The 16,172-nt window shown below is 61.7% G+C and carries 12 protein-coding genes; 9 read left to right on the top strand and 3 right to left on the bottom strand.

Translation table 11 applies throughout. From position 1 onward, the window contains the following. The 8 genes from FE782_RS13800 to FE782_RS13765 all read left to right on the top strand — a co-directional run bounded on the left by FE782_RS13800 (position 1) and on the right by FE782_RS13765 (position 12,035). Entirely contained in the window at positions 1–792 is a 792-nt protein-coding gene (locus tag FE782_RS13800; RefSeq protein WP_138194746.1) for a type II CAAX endopeptidase family protein, read from the top strand. After that, positions 789–1,658, top strand: coding sequence for a CPBP family intramembrane glutamic endopeptidase (locus FE782_RS13795; protein WP_158299393.1), 870 nt, complete (start codon positions 789–791; stop codon positions 1,656–1,658). The genes FE782_RS13800 and FE782_RS13795 overlap by 4 nt, the downstream gene beginning before the upstream one ends. Before the next feature lie 112 nt (positions 1,659–1,770). Further along, on the top strand, positions 1,771–3,240 hold the full coding sequence (gene gtfA / locus FE782_RS13790) for a sucrose phosphorylase (RefSeq protein WP_138194742.1): 1,470 nt from the start codon (positions 1,771–1,773) through the stop codon (positions 3,238–3,240). Positions 3,241–3,620: 380 nt separating this feature from the next. Further along, the gene (locus tag FE782_RS13785; RefSeq protein WP_138194740.1) at positions 3,621–4,307 is read left to right on the top strand and encodes an N-acetylmannosamine-6-phosphate 2-epimerase; all 687 of its coding nucleotides are present in this window, start codon (positions 3,621–3,623) and stop codon (positions 4,305–4,307) included. Further along, on the top strand, positions 4,304–5,170 hold the full coding sequence (locus FE782_RS13780; RefSeq protein WP_138194738.1) for a MurR/RpiR family transcriptional regulator: 867 nt from the start codon (positions 4,304–4,306) through the stop codon (positions 5,168–5,170). Before FE782_RS13785 ends, FE782_RS13780 begins: the two co-directional genes overlap by 4 nt. Before the next feature lie 21 nt (positions 5,171–5,191). Next, positions 5,192–6,142, top strand: coding sequence for an ROK family protein (locus FE782_RS13775; protein WP_138194736.1), 951 nt, complete (start codon positions 5,192–5,194; stop codon positions 6,140–6,142). Positions 6,143–6,172: 30 nt separating this feature from the next. Further along, complete coding sequence (locus tag FE782_RS32870) at positions 6,173–7,384, top strand: glycoside hydrolase family protein (protein ID WP_138194734.1); 1,212 nt, start codon at positions 6,173–6,175, stop codon at positions 7,382–7,384. Between the two features lie 211 nt (positions 7,385–7,595). Further along, positions 7,596–12,035: a X2-like carbohydrate binding domain-containing protein gene (locus FE782_RS13765; protein WP_238392485.1), complete on the top strand. Its 4,440-nt coding sequence runs from the start codon at positions 7,596–7,598 to the stop codon at positions 12,033–12,035. Positions 12,036–12,120: 85 nt separating this feature from the next. Here FE782_RS13765 and FE782_RS13760 read toward each other — a convergent pair whose 3' ends face one another. The 3 genes from FE782_RS13760 to FE782_RS13750 are packed head-to-tail and all read right to left on the bottom strand — an operon-like array spanning position 12,121 to position 14,449. Beyond that, positions 12,121–12,978, bottom strand: coding sequence for a hypothetical protein (locus FE782_RS13760; protein WP_138194730.1), 858 nt, complete (start codon positions 12,976–12,978; stop codon positions 12,121–12,123). Positions 12,979–12,998: 20 nt separating this feature from the next. Further along, complete coding sequence (locus FE782_RS13755) at positions 12,999–13,646, bottom strand: response regulator (protein WP_138194728.1); 648 nt, start codon at positions 13,644–13,646, stop codon at positions 12,999–13,001. Then, positions 13,643–14,449 (bottom strand): sensor histidine kinase, encoded by an 807-nt coding sequence (locus tag FE782_RS13750; protein ID WP_138194726.1) that lies wholly within the window; start codon positions 14,447–14,449, stop codon positions 13,643–13,645. The genes FE782_RS13755 and FE782_RS13750 overlap by 4 nt, the downstream gene beginning before the upstream one ends. 141 nt (positions 14,450–14,590) lie before the next feature. Between FE782_RS13750 and FE782_RS13745 the strand changes: the two genes are divergently transcribed. Next, positions 14,591–16,171: a copper resistance CopC/CopD family protein gene (locus FE782_RS13745; protein WP_138194724.1), complete on the top strand. Its 1,581-nt coding sequence runs from the start codon at positions 14,591–14,593 to the stop codon at positions 16,169–16,171. Position 16,172: the final 1 nt, after the last annotated feature.

The raw sequence follows: 16,172 nt of genomic DNA, 5'->3' as shown, positions 1-16,172 counted from the left end.
ATGAGTAAGGTAAGCAATGGAGTCAAAGCGGGACTGTTCACCGCGATCGTGATGATCGTCGCGTCGATAATGGGTATTGTCATGAAGCTTCCGGGTCAGGTGTATATGTTCGCGCCGCTTCTAACGGTGCTGATCTTATTTGCGATCACCGGGGACCTGTTGAAGCGCAGAAGCTGGGCGGAGCTCGGCTTGAACAAGGCCGGATTCAAATACTGGGGATTCGCGCTGCTCGCGCCGATCGTCATACTGGCGGCCGCGTACCTGATCCTATGGGCAACGCCTTATGCTTCCTTCTTCGTGCCGGAGGGGATGACGACCGCGATGTGGCTGATGATTCCGGCGAAGCTCGCGATCGCGATCGTCTTCTATACGGTAACCAGCTCGCTCGCGGAAGAGATCGGTTGGAGGGGGTATTTGCTTCCGAAGCTGGCGGGAATCGGCTGGCGGAAGGCGCTCCTGATCGTCGGCGTCGTACACGGGGCGTTCCACTTCCCGATCATGATCGCCGGCAACTATCACGCCGAAGGCAACCCATGGATCGTCGTGCCGATGTTCGTCGCCACGACGATCCTGATCAGCTTCGTCTTCGGCGCGATGCGGATCGCTACGGGCAGCGTCTGGCCGGCCGCGATCATGCACGCCATTCACAACATCTTCTGGGGGACGTTCGGGGATTTCACGAAGACGGAATCGCCTGTCGCGGAATACATCGGAGGCGAGAGCGGAATCGTCGTGATCGTTCTATATACGATCATCGCAATCTGGATGATGAAGAGAGAGAAGATCAAGTGACGCTGCATCCCTACGTACGGATCTTCCTCTCCGTCGCTTGCTGCTTGGCGATCTTCGCCGCGTTCGCCGGCGCGTACGAGCTCTTCGGAGCGATGGACGACGTTCTGAACGACAGTCGATTCCTTCAAGCTCATAATATCGGCTTCGGAGCGGCGTGGGTCGCCGTCACCTTCCTCTTGTTCCGAAAGCTGGATCGGAAAAAGCCGAGGGAGTTGGGATTCGGGTTCGACCGCCGCGACGCGATGTTCCTGCTATGCTCGGTCGCGATATCGTTCGCTTTCGCCGCCGGCTTCGCGGCCGCCTTGCATCAATGGACGACGGTGCGGGTCGGCGTCCGAACGGAGCTGCTCCGATCCGAATCCTTTTACCTCTTGCTGCTGCTTTCCTGCTTCGGCTGGGCGGCGGCGGCTTTGAAAGAGGAAGTGCTGGCAAGGGGGTACATCATGTACCAGCTTAGGCGCCTCGGAGTCGGGGGGATGATCGCGGGATCCTCCGTATTGTTTATGGTCATTCATTTTCCGAACGGGATCGAATGGACGAAAGCGGCGAGTTGGCTTCTAGGGGGCGTTCTTTACGGGTACATCTACTTGAAGAGCGGCTCGCTGACGGTGTCCACAGGCGCGCACGGCATTCATAATCTTGTGAACGAGTTGTTTTTAAGCCGCGCCGATGATTTCGCCTGGTTGGCGTTGAGCGGCAAGGTCGACGGCGGGGACAAGCTGATCTATGAAGTCGTCTTGAAGCTGGTCTTGTTGGCGCTGACGTATCGAATGTACCGCCGTACGGGCGGCGTTCTAACGCCCGCGGACAACCTGACGAAGCTGTGGGGGCGTCACGGCGGAATGAAGCCGCAGGAATCCACTTAATTGTGTTGGATTACGAGGGTTTAACGGAATAAACTATTCAAAACCCCTCGAATATAGGGTATACTGATGGTGAACAATGCAACCAAGTATCCTTGAGAGGAAGAGCGAACCGATGCCGGCGAACAATCAAGTGCAGCTCATAACATATCCCGACTCGCTCGGAGGCGATTTGAAGTCTTTGAACAGCGTGTTGACGACGCATTTTTCGGACATTTTCAAGGGCGGAGTTCATATTTTGCCGCCGTTCCCGTCTTCCGGGGACCGGGGCTTCGCGCCGCTGACGTACCTCGAGATCGAACAGACGTTCGGCGCGTGGGACGACGTGAAGGCGATCGGGGAGAAGTTCGACATTCTCGTCGATCTGATGGTGAATCACATCTCGAGGAAGTCGGCGTACTTCCAAGACTTCTTGAAGCGCGGCCGCGAATCGGAGCACGCCGATCTGTTCATCACGCTCGATAAGGTATGGAAGGACGGTCGACCGGCGCAGGACGATATCGACAAGATGTTCCTACGGCGGCCCCTGCCTTACTCTACGTTCACGATCGAGAGCACGGGCGAGGACGTATCGGTGTGGACGACGTTCGGCAAGGAAAACCCGTCCGAACAGATCGACCTCGACATTAAATCCGAGAAGGTCCGGCAGCTGCTTAGCGACTTCTTCGCGAACTTCAGCAAGAACAACATCAAGATCGTTCGGTTGGACGCCGTCGGCTTCGTCATTAAGAAACTTGGGACGAGCTGCTTTTTCGTAGAGCCCGAGATTTTCGATTTTCTCGACGAGATGAAGCGGCTCGCGGATTCGCACGGCATCGAGCTGCTGCCGGAGGTGCACGCGCACTACGATATTCAGAAGAAGCTCTCGGACCGCGGCTACTGGATTTACGACTTCATCTTGCCCTTCGCGGTGCTGGACACGCTGCTGAACCGTTCGAGCGAGCAGCTGACCGAATATTTGAAGGTTCGCCCGCACCGCCAGTTCACGATGCTCGACTGCCACGACGGCATTCCGGTGCTGCCGGATCTGCGGGGCTTCATCGACGTCGCGGACGCCCGCAAGGTCGTGGACACGTGCGTATCCCGCGGCTCCACGCTCAGCTTGATCGTCTCCGACGAGCATAAGGGCGAAGGCGGCTTCGACGTTCACCAGATCGGCGGCACGTATTATTCGGTGTTGGGCAAGGACGACGACGCGTACATGGCGGGTCGGGCGATCCAGTTTTTCGCGCCGGGCATCCCGCAAGTGTACTATGTCGGACTGCTCGCGGGAGAGAATGACTACGAGGCCGTGAAGGCGACCGGGGAAAATCGCGCGATGAACCGCCACAACTATACGCTCGAGGAGATCGAATCGTCGCTGCGGAAGGACGTCGTGCAGCGGCTGCTGGAGCTGATCCGGTTCCGCAACGATTATCCGGCGTTCGACGGACAGTTCCGCGTGCTGGATTCCGCCAAGGACGAAGTGCGACTGAGTTGGGAAAAGGGCGCCTCCCGCTGCACCTTGTTCGTCGATCTGGCGTCGATGAAGACGACGATCGAATATGTCGACGACGAAGGGAAGCCGGCGTCGTATCGAGTGTGACAAAGACCATGCGTGATCGCCGGGGACGGCGGATCGCATGTTTTTTTTGTTTTCGTCCTCTCGCGAACGGGAAAAGCTCCAGCTTATTACGGCGAATACCGCCATTTCCGGCGCATGGGAGGGAAAACCTCCATCTTAATGCGCGTTCGGGAGACGGAATCCGCAACTCCGGCCGAATAAGACGGAGGTTTTCCCGTTCACCCCTCATGAGTACGACTTCCAGCGCGAACGAGAGGGAGGTTTTCCCGTTCATTCCCCTTGTCGCGGCACGAAATAAAAGAAAACTCCAAAATTTTAACGGGAAATAAAAAAAACTTCTTTTATTTTTGTAGTCGAGCGATTATGATGGGGTCAGGATCCCACGGAGAGGCGGAGGAACGATGAACACCGAAATCATGGAACGCTTGAAGAACGGATGCGTCGTCTCGTGTCAGGCGCTCGAAGACGAGCCGCTGTTCGGCGCGCATCATATGGCGGCGATGGCCAGAGCGGCGGAGGCGGGCGGGGCGGTCGGCATTCGGGCGAACACCCCGGTCGACGTCCGGGCGATCAAGGAGGCGTGCACGCTTCCGGTCATCGGCTTATATAAGAAGGAATACCCCGGGTCGGACGTATACATTACGCCTACCATCCAGGAGGTGCGGGAGATCGCGGCGGCGGGGGCGGAAATCGTGGCGATCGACGCGACGGAGAGGCCTCGCCCCGACGGCGCGACGCTCGCCGAGCTGGTCGAACGCATTCGGGCCGAGCTGCCCGAGCTCGGCATTCTCGCGGACGTGTCCACCTACGAGGAAGGCGTGCGCGCGATGGAGCTCGGCGTCGAATTCGTATCCTCGACGATGTCGGGATACACGCCGTACAGCCCGAAGCTGGAAGGGCCGGACGTGGAACTCGTCGCTCGATTGGCCGCGTTGGAGAGAACCCCGGTGTTGGCCGAAGGGCGCATCTGGACGGTGGAGGACTGCCGCGCGTGCTTCCAAGCGGGAGCGTACGCGGTCGTCATCGGCACGGCGATCACCCGCCCGCAGGAAATCACGAAGCGGTTCGTCGCCGCGGCCCGCTCATGATCAAACCGAAGGCGCCCACTTCGCAAAACGTGCTGCTCTCGATCTCCAGCATCTACGCCTCCATGACGAAAGCGGAGAAGAAGGTCGCCGACGCGGTGCAGGCGAACCCGGAGGAGGCCGTGCTGTACACGATTACCGACCTGTCGGAGAAAGCCGGCGTCGGGGAGACGTCCGTCATCCGATTTTGCCGAAAGCTGGGCTTCGGCGGGTACCATGAATTCAAGCTGGCGATCGCGCAGCATGTCGTGAGCGAGCCGAGGCATTTCGGCGGGGAAATTCAAGAGGGGGACGGACCCGCCGCGGTCGTGCAGAAGCTGACGTCGCGGAACGCGAGAGTGATCCAAGACACGGGCTCGCTCGTCTCCCCCGCCGCGCTGGAGGAAGCCGTGCGCGCCCTTCTGTCGGGCAAGCGGATCCGCATCTACGGCGTAGGGGCGTCGGGCATGACGGCGATGGACGCTTATTATAGCTTCATGCGCGTCGGGCTGCCGGTCGAGGCGCAGCGCGACGGCCACATTATCGCGATGTCGGCGGCGCTCGCGAACGAAGACGACGTCGTCTTCGGCATCTCCACGTCGGGCAGCACGAAGGATCTGGTCGACACGATGAAGACGGCGAAGCGGAACGGCGCGACGACGATTTGCCTGACGAGCCAAGGCCGGTCGCCGATTACGCAATACGCGGACATCGTGCTGCTCGTGCCCGCGAAGGAGTCGCCGTTCCAAGGGGGCAGCCTCTCGGCGAAGATCGCGCAGATGCATGTGCTCGACCTGCTGTCGAGCCTCGTCATCGTATCCCGAAAGCAGCCGTCGATCGAATCGATTACGAAGACGGCCAACGCGGTAGCGGAGAAGCTGTACTAACGGAAAAGGGGGAGGATCGCCATGGAAGCGGAAGCGGCTATCGGCGTAGATATCGGAGGAACGTCGCTGAAGTTCGCCGCCGTCGATCGCGAGGGGCGCGTGCTGCGCCACTGGACGAGACCGACGCCGGCGATCGATCCGTCCGAAGGCATTATGCGGGAATTGCTGGCCGGCATCGACAAGCTGCTCGCCGAGCTCAAGGAAGAAGCGCCGGAGCTGCGCGTCGCCGGCATCGGCATCGGGAGCGCCGGACAAATCCATAAGCGGGACGGCAGCGTCGCGTTCGCGGTCGATACGATTCCGGGTTACACCGGCACCCCGATCAAAGCAAGGGTGGAGGAGCGATTTCCGGAGCTGCCGACGTTCGTGGATAACGACGTGAACGTGCTGGCGCTCGCCGAGAAGCATTACGGCGCGGGACGGGAGCTGCAGGACTTCGTCTGCGTCGCGCTCGGAACGGGCATCGGCGGGGCGATCGTACAGGGCGGAAGGCTCGTGCACGGCGTCTACGGCGGCGCGGGCGAGCTCGGGCATCTGTCCGTCGACTTCAACGGACCGCGCTGCAGTTGCGGCAACTACGGCTGCATCGAGCTGTACGCGTCCGGCACCGGCATCGAGCGGCTGCTCAAGGAGCGGTTCGAGAACGCGGCGAAGCCCGCGTGGGCGCTGAACGCCGCGGGGCTGCTGAACGCCTGGCAGAGCGGAGACGCGCTTGCGGGCGAGGCGATGGACGTCGTGCTCGCCGCGCTCGGCAGCGCGCTCGCCGGCGTCGTCCATGCGCTCAATCCCGAAGCGATCGTGCTCGGCGGCGGCATCGTCGAGAAGGCGCCGGCGTTGCTGGCGGCGATCGAGGACGCGACGCGTTCCCGGACGTCGCCGGTCATGTGGAAGCACGTGCGGCTGCTTCCCGCCATCGCCGGCAGCCGCGCCGGGGTCATCGGGGCGGCCGCGCAAGTGTGGCAGTATACATAACAATTTTCTGAAAAGGCGAAGGTGAACGACATGCAACAGTCCACGCTGCTGACGAGCGTCGAGCGATGCTTGACGTGGCTCGAAACCCAGATGCTCACGTTCGACAACGGCTACAACGGCGTCTACGAACGCATCCGCATCGACGAGAACATTCGAGTGAACTGGGTGCGCCCGGATTGCAACACGGAAATCGCCAGAGCGTTGACGCTCTATAAGGACGTTGCCGGCGAAGATCGGTACGAAGCGCTGAACCAAAACATTAAAAATTGGCTGATGCGCGCCCAGGACAACGACGAGTTGTCCGCTTGGCGCGGATCGTTCCCGTTTTACCTGATCGACGGCTACGATACGCAATCGAGATCGGGTTACTACGTGTATCAGAACGACAACGGCAGAATCTTGCTCGGTCTGCTGCATATGCACGAGCGGGCGCCGGACGAACGGCTGCTCCGAAGCGCCGCGAAGCTCGCCGATTACTGGGTGTCGATCCAGCGTCCGGAAGGGTACTTCTACCGGAACGACGGCAAGACCCAGCCGTACTATCTCGGGCCGGACTTCGTCGGCTGGATGGCCGCCGCGCTGCTGAAGCTCGCCAAGGTTACCGGTAACGAGACGTACCGCGCGTCCGCGTTGAAGGCTTACGATTACTACCTGAGCCTGCAGCTGGAAGACGGCCGCATGCGCACGTCGTACGAGCTGATGAAGACGGAGGATTGGCGTCCGGTGTCGTCGGAGACGTCGAAGGCGGTCTACGCGTTCAGCATCGCGTATCAGGAGACCGGCGATCCGAAGTTCGCCGCCGCGCTCGAGAAGGCGGGCCGGTACGTACTCCGTCTGCAGCATCCGGACGGGGGCATCCTGAACAACGATGCGCAGACGAAGAACGCCGCGTTGCAAAACAACGAGCAGCTGTGCGACCTGGTGTATACGCAGGGCTTCGCCTTGATGGCGTTGTACGAAGCATGGAAGGCGTCCGGCGATCGGGCGTATTTGGAAGCTGCGGAAAGATTGGCCTCGTTTCTGGCGGCCATTCAATGCAGCGGCGAATCGCCGCTGTGGGACGGCGCGTGGAGAGGGTCCTACAACGCGGTGACGCGGCAGTGGGATGGTCGCGCGAATCAGAACAATCATATCGACGAAGGCGGCATGTATTCGGTGTATACCGGGTGGTGCGCGTCGACGATCATGTACGGCATGCTGCTGCTTCTCGAGGAAAAGAAGCGCTCGCAGGCAGGCGGCTAACCGTTGGAAAAACGTTGGGGCGCGAGGGTACTCGCGCCCCTGCTTGGCGTCCGAATCGGGAAATCGGTACGCAGCCGCTCCGAATTGTCCCCTGGATTTCCGACGAAGATGTACCCCGAATCACCCGATTGTACGTATCCCCGGACGATGCCGTTCCGATATACTCACTCTTGGTAAGCGCTGTCAATTTTACTTTGAGGAGAGGGATTTCGTGTTGAATCGGGTATCGTTACGGGTCCGGAGACTACGCATCGCGCTGCTGACGTTCGTCATCTCGGTCGCGCAAATCGCCGCGGGTTTGCCGGCGCTGCCGGGGGCGGGCACCGCGCTCGCGGCGGACAACGGGCTGGCGGAGAGGCCGTATATGGGCTGGAGCAGCTACAGCATGCAGGTTTACTCCGGCAACGGACAGTGGATCACGGCGGAGCAAATTATGGCGCAATCCGACGCGATGCACGAGAAGCTGCAGCCGTACGGCTACGAGTACATTAATATCGACGCCGCTTGGAACGGCGGCATGGACGAGTACGGCCGGCCGATTCCGAGCGAGACCTTGTATCCGAACGGTCTCGACGAGGTGATCGACCACGTGCACGCGAACGGCCAGAAGATCGGCCTCTACGCGATTCCGGGCCTGTCGAAGGAAGCGTACGCTTTGGATCTGCCGATCTACGGCGCCGAAGGCTGCTCGATGCGGGACATCGCCGCGCAGCCGCTGCGGACGGGCGATTATTGGGATATCGGCTACAAGATCGACTTCAGCAACCCTTGCGCTCAGAAGTACATCGATTCCGTCGCCGACGTGTTCGGCGAATGGGGCATCGACTTCTTGAAGTTCGACAGCGTTACGCCGGGCTCGGGCCATAACAACACGAGCATCGACGCGCGGGACGACGTCAAGGCGTGGTCGCAGGCGCTGAAGCCGCACGGCATCTGGCTCGAGCTGTCGTGGGCGCTCGACCACAATTACGCCGACTACTGGAAGGAATACGCCAACGGCTGGCGGATCGACTGGGATATCGAGTGTTATTGCGAAGGCGTCGCCCTAACGAAATGGGAAAATATCGAGCGCTTGTTCCCGCTCGCGGCGAAGTGGTGGAGGGAAGCCGGCCCGGGCGGCTGGAACGACTTCGACTCGCTCAACATCGGCAACGGCGCGATGGACGGACTGACGCCGATCGAACGGCAGACGGCCATGACGTTCTGGTCGATCTCGTCGGCGCAGCTGTACACGGGCAACGACATGACGAACCTGGACGAGTACGGCTTGGAGCTGCTGACGAACGAAGAAGCGATCGCGGTCAATCAGGCCGGCCGCCCCGGGCATCCGGTGTCGCTCGATACCGAGCAGCAGGTATGGTACGCGAACAATGGGGACGGCACGTACTCCGTCGCCTTGTTCAACCTTGGGGACGCCCCGGCGACCGTTCGCGCGAATTGGAACGATCTCGGCATCGAGGGCGCCGCTTCCGTGCGCGACTTATGGAGCCATGCGGAGCTAGGCACGTTCCAAGACGGCTTCGTCGCGGCGGACTTGCCGGCACACGGCTCGCGTCTCCTGAAGGTGACTGTGTCGGACGGCGGCGCCGCGACGGCGAACGACGACGACACGGGCATGCGGTACGCGGGAGACTGGGTACGCAACGGCGGCAACGAGCTGAGCGCCGCTTCCCAGAACGTCAGCGTCGTCGTCAGCGACGGCGAAGCGGCGAACAGCGCGATCGAACCGACTACCGCAACCTTCGATAGGAAGTCGGGACTGCAAACCGACGTCGCGACGGAGATCGATTTCCGGGGCAATACGCTGACGGGAATTACGTTCGGCGGCGCGGCCCTGACCGAAGGGACCGATTATACGCTCGACGGCGGCACGCTGACGATCAAGAAAGAGTACTTGGCCGCGCGTTCCGTCGGAACGGTCAATCTGACGTTGACGTTCAGCGCGGGCAAGCCGCAGACGTTCTCGATTCAAGTGACGGATTCGACGACGCAAAACAGTTCGGCGAACCCGGGCGCGATTCGCTTCGATAAACACCCGGAAGCTCAGGCCGACGCGACGGCGACGCTGACGTTACGCGGCAACGCGCTCGAGCGAATCGAAATCGGCGGGGCGGCGTTAACGCCGGACGTCGATTATACGCTTTCCGGCGGCACGGTGACGTTCAAGAAGGCGTATTTGGCGACGCTGCCGAGCGGCACGCATGACGTCGCGTTCGCGTTCAGCGCCGGCGCGCCGCAGACGATCGACCTGATCGTCAAGGACTCGTCGCAGGGCGGAACGTACGCGATCAACGACGATCATCCTTCGATCGCGTATCACGGACCGTGGAATTATAGCTACAACCGGAATCTGGGCGATTACAACAACGACGTCCACTTCTTGGAAGCGGACGGGGAGTACTTCGAGAATACGTTCGAGGGTACGGGCGTCGAGGTCATCACCGAGCTGGATCCTTCCCAAGGCGTCATCGACTTCTACGTCGACGGCGAATACAAGCAGACGGTCAACGCCGTAAACACCGGCCGCTTGGCGCAGCAATCGGTATTCCATGTCGCGGATTTGCCGAACGGCACGCATACGCTGAGCGCCGTGAAACGCTCCGGCTGGTTCATGCTGCTCGACCGGCTGCGCGTCACGTTGCCCGACCTGATCGCGCCGCACGCCGCGAATTTCGATAAGTCGGCGGCGCAGCAGGCCGACCTTCAGGTGCGGCTGACGCGCCCGGGCTTCGTCGGCGTCGCCGATACCGTTACGTCGTTGGTGTACGGAACGGATTATACGGTTGCGGGCGACGTCGTTACGATACAGCGGCCATATTTGGCGGCGCAGCCGGTCGGGACGTCGAAGCTGACGTTCGCGTTCGAAGGCGGCGCGACGCAGGAGCTTCGGCTCGCGATCGCCGACAGCGCGGCGCCGAACAGCGTCATCGCGCCGACGGCGGCGAGCTTCGATAAGAACGAAGCGGTTCGCGCCGACGTCCTGACGACGTTGACGGCGAACGGCAATACGCTCGCCGGCATCCGGAACGGGGGAAGCGCCTTGACGGCGGGAACCGACTACGTCGTCGAGGGCGACGCGATTCGCGTGAAGAAGGAGTATTTGGCGACGCTGCCCGCCGGGGAGGCGAACCTGACGCTGACGTTCAGCGCCGGCGCGCCGCAGACGCTGACCATAACCGTCCTCGATACGACGGCGCCGGACAGCGCGATCCGCCCGACGTCGGCGAGCTTCGATAAACATGCGGACCGCCAGGCGGACGTCGAGACGACGATCGAGCCGAACGGCAATTCGCTCGTCGGCATTCGTCACGGCGACACGATGCTGACGTTAGGCGAAGCGTACAGGGTATCCGGCAATCTGGTGACGATCGCGCGGGATTTCTTGGCGGCCCAGCCGACGGGCATGGTCAATCTGGAGCTCGTCTTCGATGCGGGCCGGCCGCAGACGCTCTCGATCGCCGTGCACGATACGGCCTTAGGACGGTACATTTCGTTGAACGACGACGCATCGGGCATCTTGTATTCGGGCTCCTGGCAGTCGAGCCGCAGCCGCGGGCTGGGCGATTACCAGGATGACGTCCACTATACGGAGAAGGACGGCGATTCGTTCGAATTTACGTTCGCGGGCACGGGCGTCGAGCTGGTGACGGAGAAGGAAGGCGCGCAGGGCGATATCGACATCTATATCGACGGCGAATTCCGCCAGACGGTCAGCGCCTGGAGCCAGAACCGCCAGCTGCAGCAAACCGTATTCGCGGTCTCCGGGCTTGCGGACGGCGCGCACACGCTGAAGGCCGTGAAGAAGAACGGGTACTACATGCTTCTCGATCAGCTCCGCGTGCGCGTCTCCGATCTGGTCGAACCGGATCGGGTCGCCTTCGACAAGCGGGCGGCGGAGCCGGCCGACGTTACGATCGAGACGGCCGTCGACGAGAGCGGATTGCTGTCCGTCTCGAACGGAGAGACGATTCTCGTACCGGGAACCGATTACGTCATATCGGACGACGCCGCGACGATCAAGAAGGAATACTTGGCTTCGCTTCCGTTGGGCGCATCGTATTTGACGTTCGCGTTCCGCGGCGACTACGGGAACGACGTTCATGCGACGCGGACGAACGGGGATGCGGTCGAATACCGGTTCTCGGGCTCGGGCTTCGATTGGATCGGGCCGAAGGGGCCGGACTTGGGCGAATTCGATCTTTATGTCGACGGCATGCTTCAGGCGACGGTGAACGCGGTTCACGACAGCCGCCAAGCGGGGCGGACGCTGTTCAGCCTCTCCGGTCTGCCGGACGGCGAGCACGTCGTCAAGGCGGTGAAGCGTTCCGGCGAGCGGATGCTGGTCGACCGAATCGTCTATCGAATCGGCGCGACCGAGCTGGCCCTAGGTGCGGCCGAGCTGCCGGACGGTACCGTAGGCGAGACGTATGAAGCCCGCATCCCCGCGACCGGGGGCGTCGGCTCGCATGCGTTCGAGGCGGAGAGCAAGGACTTGCCGAAGGGGCTGACGCTAGGCGCCGACGGAGTCGTGTCGGGTACGCCGACGAAGCCGGGTATGCACAAATTTACAGTGACGGTGACGGACGAAGCAGGGAAGACGGTCAGCCAGCGCTTCTCCTTAAAGATCGATAACCCGCGGAGCGGGAAGTAACGATTAGAGGGCTGGAAAATGCAAAAGCCGGACGCATCCATGCGCAGCATGGAACGCGTCCGGCTTTTCGCCGATAGGGCTGGTTTTATTCCGAGGCGATATATTGCCGCACGTACGTTTCGCCCGCCAAGTCGAGCGCCCCGGACCGATACGCCTCGATCCCTTCGTCGACGAGTCGTCGGAGGAGCTGCAGGAATCGGCGCTGCATGGCGGGAAGTTCGGGAATCCGTTCCCTCGCGATTCGATGATACCGGTAGTGGAAGCCGGACAGGGCGACCGTCTTATCGCGAATCGGCAGATCCAAGAGCAGATTGCACAGGAGCGGGGGGGACAGGACGTCGTCCGGGAACGTCTCGTTCAGCGCAGTCTTGATATCGTAGGGAACGACATACGTAACGACATTGCTGAGACCGTCGACTCCCGGCGCGAACGGCATGAATCGTACCTCGGCGGGACGGCCGAGCTCGCCCAACGCCTTGCCGCGGAAGCCCTGATCTTCGGCGACGATCCAGACCTCAATCGGGTCGGGGGATGCGGGGAGAGCGGAGAGCAGCGCGCGCAAGCAAATGCGGGCTGTCGTCCCGGCGGAAATTTCGTCGTCGACGAAGAGCGCCTTGCCCACTTCGGAGATGCGGTAGTCCGCGAGTTGATTTCCGACGTCCAGCTCCAAAATCGAGTTGTCGTACAGGTTTTCTTCGCGCTCCTCCCGGCCCGGTTCATACCGCTGCGGGGTCGTCTTGACGACGTACGGCGGCGTCTTCCGCAGCCGCTCGTAGACGAGCAGGGCGAGCCTCGCCATGACGACGCCCGTATTGCCGCCGACGAGCAAGAGGTCGAAGGGCGTTCGCCGTTCCTCGATCAACGCATAGATCGTCGCCGCGAACCGCTTGACGTTCGCCTCGGCCAATCCGTTCAAGTCGACTCGCTCCCAGATGTCCCTCATCGGATTCCCTCCCTATCGCTTTATTTCCCTTGCATGCCCTTCGTGAACGCATAAGAAGCAAGCTGCACCCGATTCTGCAGCCGGAGCTTCTCGAGCAAGTGCTTAATATGCGTCTTCACCGTGTTTTCGGTAATGGAGAGGCGGTCCGCGATCTGTTTATTCGTGCCGCCGCCGGCGATGTAGGTCAAAATTTCCTTCTCGCGGTCCGTCAGACGGACGTCGTCGTCGCGCTCTTCCTCGGCGCCTCCCCGGAATCGGCGCAGCATCTTCCCGGCCATGCCGCGCGACACGTCGTCCTTCCCCTCGAACAAAGAGTCCAAATATTCGATCCAATGGTCCGGCTCCATATTTTTCATCAAATACCCCTGCGCCCCGAATTGAATGGCCGCGAACAGGTCGGCGACGTCGTCCGACACGCTGAGAATGACGACCTTCACGAGCGGGTACGTCTGCTTCATGCGCCGCGTCGTCTCCAGTCCGTTCCACCCGGGCATGTTGATGTCCATGAGGACCAAGTCGGGCCGCAGCGTTCCGCACCGCTCGTAAGCGTCCATGCCGTTGCCGGCTTCCCCGACGACGACGTATCGGGAAGAGGACTCCAAGATCGAGCGAACGGCGCTCCGCGCGAGCGGGTGGTCGTCTACGATCAATACGCGATACGGATTCATCTCCCCGCCGCTCCTTTCCGCCCACGCACGGTAATGTTCGTCCCTTGCCCGTCTAGAGATTCGATCTCGAGCGAGGCTCCTACGTTCCTGACCCGGTCGCTCATGAGCGACAGCCCGTACGTGTTCTCGGTCCGGGGCGCTTGCCGCATGCCCGTTCCGTTGTCTCGAATGGTCAGGCGCCACTCGTTCGGAGCCGTAACGAAGCGAATATCCGTCTTCGTCGCGTTCGAATGCTTGCGAATGTTCGTCAGCGCCTCCTGCACGATCCCGAACAGCAGCACCTCCTCGGCGACCGTAAAGTATTGCTCTTCGATCCGAAGCTCCAAGTCGACGTCGACGCCGGACGCCGTCTGCCATTCGGAGAGCCACTTGCGCAGCCGCGCGGCCAGCGACCCCGCCTCGTCGGGCTTGGATCGGAGATTGAATATGGCTTGCCGAACGTTGCGGTCGATTTCCGCTACCGCCGACTCGGCCTCCGCCCATTCGCCCTTCTTTAATTTTACGTTCAGGAAGAACAACGTTTGCGCGATATTGTCGTGCAATTCGCTGGCGAGGCGCTCCCGCTCCTCGAAGACGGCCCGCTCCGCTTCCGCGGCGGCCAGCCGGCGGTTCATCCGCTCGATCTTCTTGAACATCCACGTCGCGAACAAATACGAAAGGAGAAGCGTCAGCGCGGTAATATACACATTGCCCATGTCCATCGACAAGTGGGAAATGAGCCAATCATGCCTGATGAACTCGAAGCCGCCGATAATGACGGGCGGGAGCAGGATCGTAAATAGCTTCAGCGTGCGATACGTCAAAAAGACACCCCCGATGGAATCGATTCCTTCATTGTACCAACAATCGCGATTCGGAAAATCACCCGTTCGAGCGATACCCAACGCGTCCCGCCGACGGTATACTGGGTCGGAGATTCAGGGAAGGGAGGGGTCATCGTCCGAATGAGAGCGATAGGTCGCGCGAGACTATGGACGCTGGTCTTCATCATCTTGGCGGCGGCGATCGCGGTCGCGATTCCGATCCGCGCCGAGGCGCACGCCTCTCTGATCGCGTCCGAGCCGTCCCACGGCGACGAGCTCGACGCCGTTCCGGACGCCGTCGCGGTAACGTTCAACGAACGGCTCGAGAGCCGACTTTATTTTATCAAAGTGTTCGACGCCGAGGGAAACGAACTGCGTACGCCGGGGGCGAGGATGAGCGATGACCGCAAACGCATCTCCGTCCCGTTCCCCGGCGAAGCGGAAGGGCGGTACACGGTATCCTACAGCGTCATATCGGCCGACGGCCATCCCGTCGCGGGCTCCTATTTCTTTACCGTCGGCAGGGATCAGGAAGCCGCGGGTTCGGGTTTGCCCGACGATCCGACGGCGGGACGGCCGGATGCGATCTTTTTCCTCGTCAGAGGGGTGTTGTATGTAAGCATGCTCTTCGCGGTCGGCTGGGTCGGTTGGGGCGCTTGGATCGCCGCGAACGCGGACGAGGGCGTCCGCCTGCGGTACCGGCGCTGGCTCCGGCGCATCCTGCTTGTCTTCCTGGCCGCGCAAATCGCGTATGCGTTCGTTTGGCTGCGCGACATCCGGGCAACGACGTGGGACGGCGCGCTGTCGGCCCTCGTCGGGACCTCCGCCGGGACGGCGGCCGTCGCGATGCTCGGGCTTACGGCGATCGGGGTCCCCCTGCTCGGGCGTTGGAAGCTCGCGGACGCGGGTTGGATCCTGCTCCTCGTTACCGCCAAGAGCATGGCGGGGCACCCATGGGCGCACGACCCGCGAGGACTTGCGATCGCGTCGAACGGCATTCATTTGTTGGGAGCGGCGTTGTGGGCGGGGGGGCTTTTGTTTCTTGTCGCATTTTGGAGAAGGCACCGGGACGCCGCCGCGGCGTTCGCGCCGGCGTTCTCGAGCGCCGCGCTGATTAGCGTCCTGGCGCTTGCCTTCTCGGGCACGATCCTAACCTTGCTGTACGTACCGAAGGTAAGTTATTTGCTGGATGCGGCATGGGGCAGACTGCTCGTCGCGAAGGTGTGCGCCACGGCGTTGGTCGCGATCGCGGGGGGCTTGCTTCGAAGGTCGATGCGGCGGTCCGGCCGCGAGCGGGCGCTTAGGCCGCTGCTCTTGCTGGACGCGGGATTGATGCTCGTCATCGCAGGCTTGGCCAGCGCGTTTACGTACCTGAATCCAGTGCCGGAAAATAAGACCCTCGACTGGCACGACATGCACGGGACGGTCATGGTCGCCGCGCAGCTCGTTCCCGCGGGGGAGGGCATGCACGCGTTCCGGTTCGACGTCGAATCGACGGACGAAGACGGAGCGCCGCCGAAGCGCGTAACGCTGCTGTTGTCCAGCCTCGACCGCAGGGAGGTTGCTTCGATCCTTGTTCCGTTGGAACGTTCCGGCGGCGACGGCGCCTATCGCGCCGAAGGACCGTACCCGCCGTTCCCCGGAAGGTGGAACGTCCAGCTGCGGATTTTGGACGCGAACGACGACGAAACCGTGTTCGAGAAGCGGTGGACCACATATTAAA

This window comes from Paenibacillus antri (assembly GCF_005765165.1).
Taxonomy (GTDB): domain Bacteria; phylum Bacillota; class Bacilli; order Paenibacillales; family YIM-B00363; genus Paenibacillus_AE; species Paenibacillus_AE antri.
This window is presented reverse-complemented; position numbering and strand designations above follow the sequence as displayed.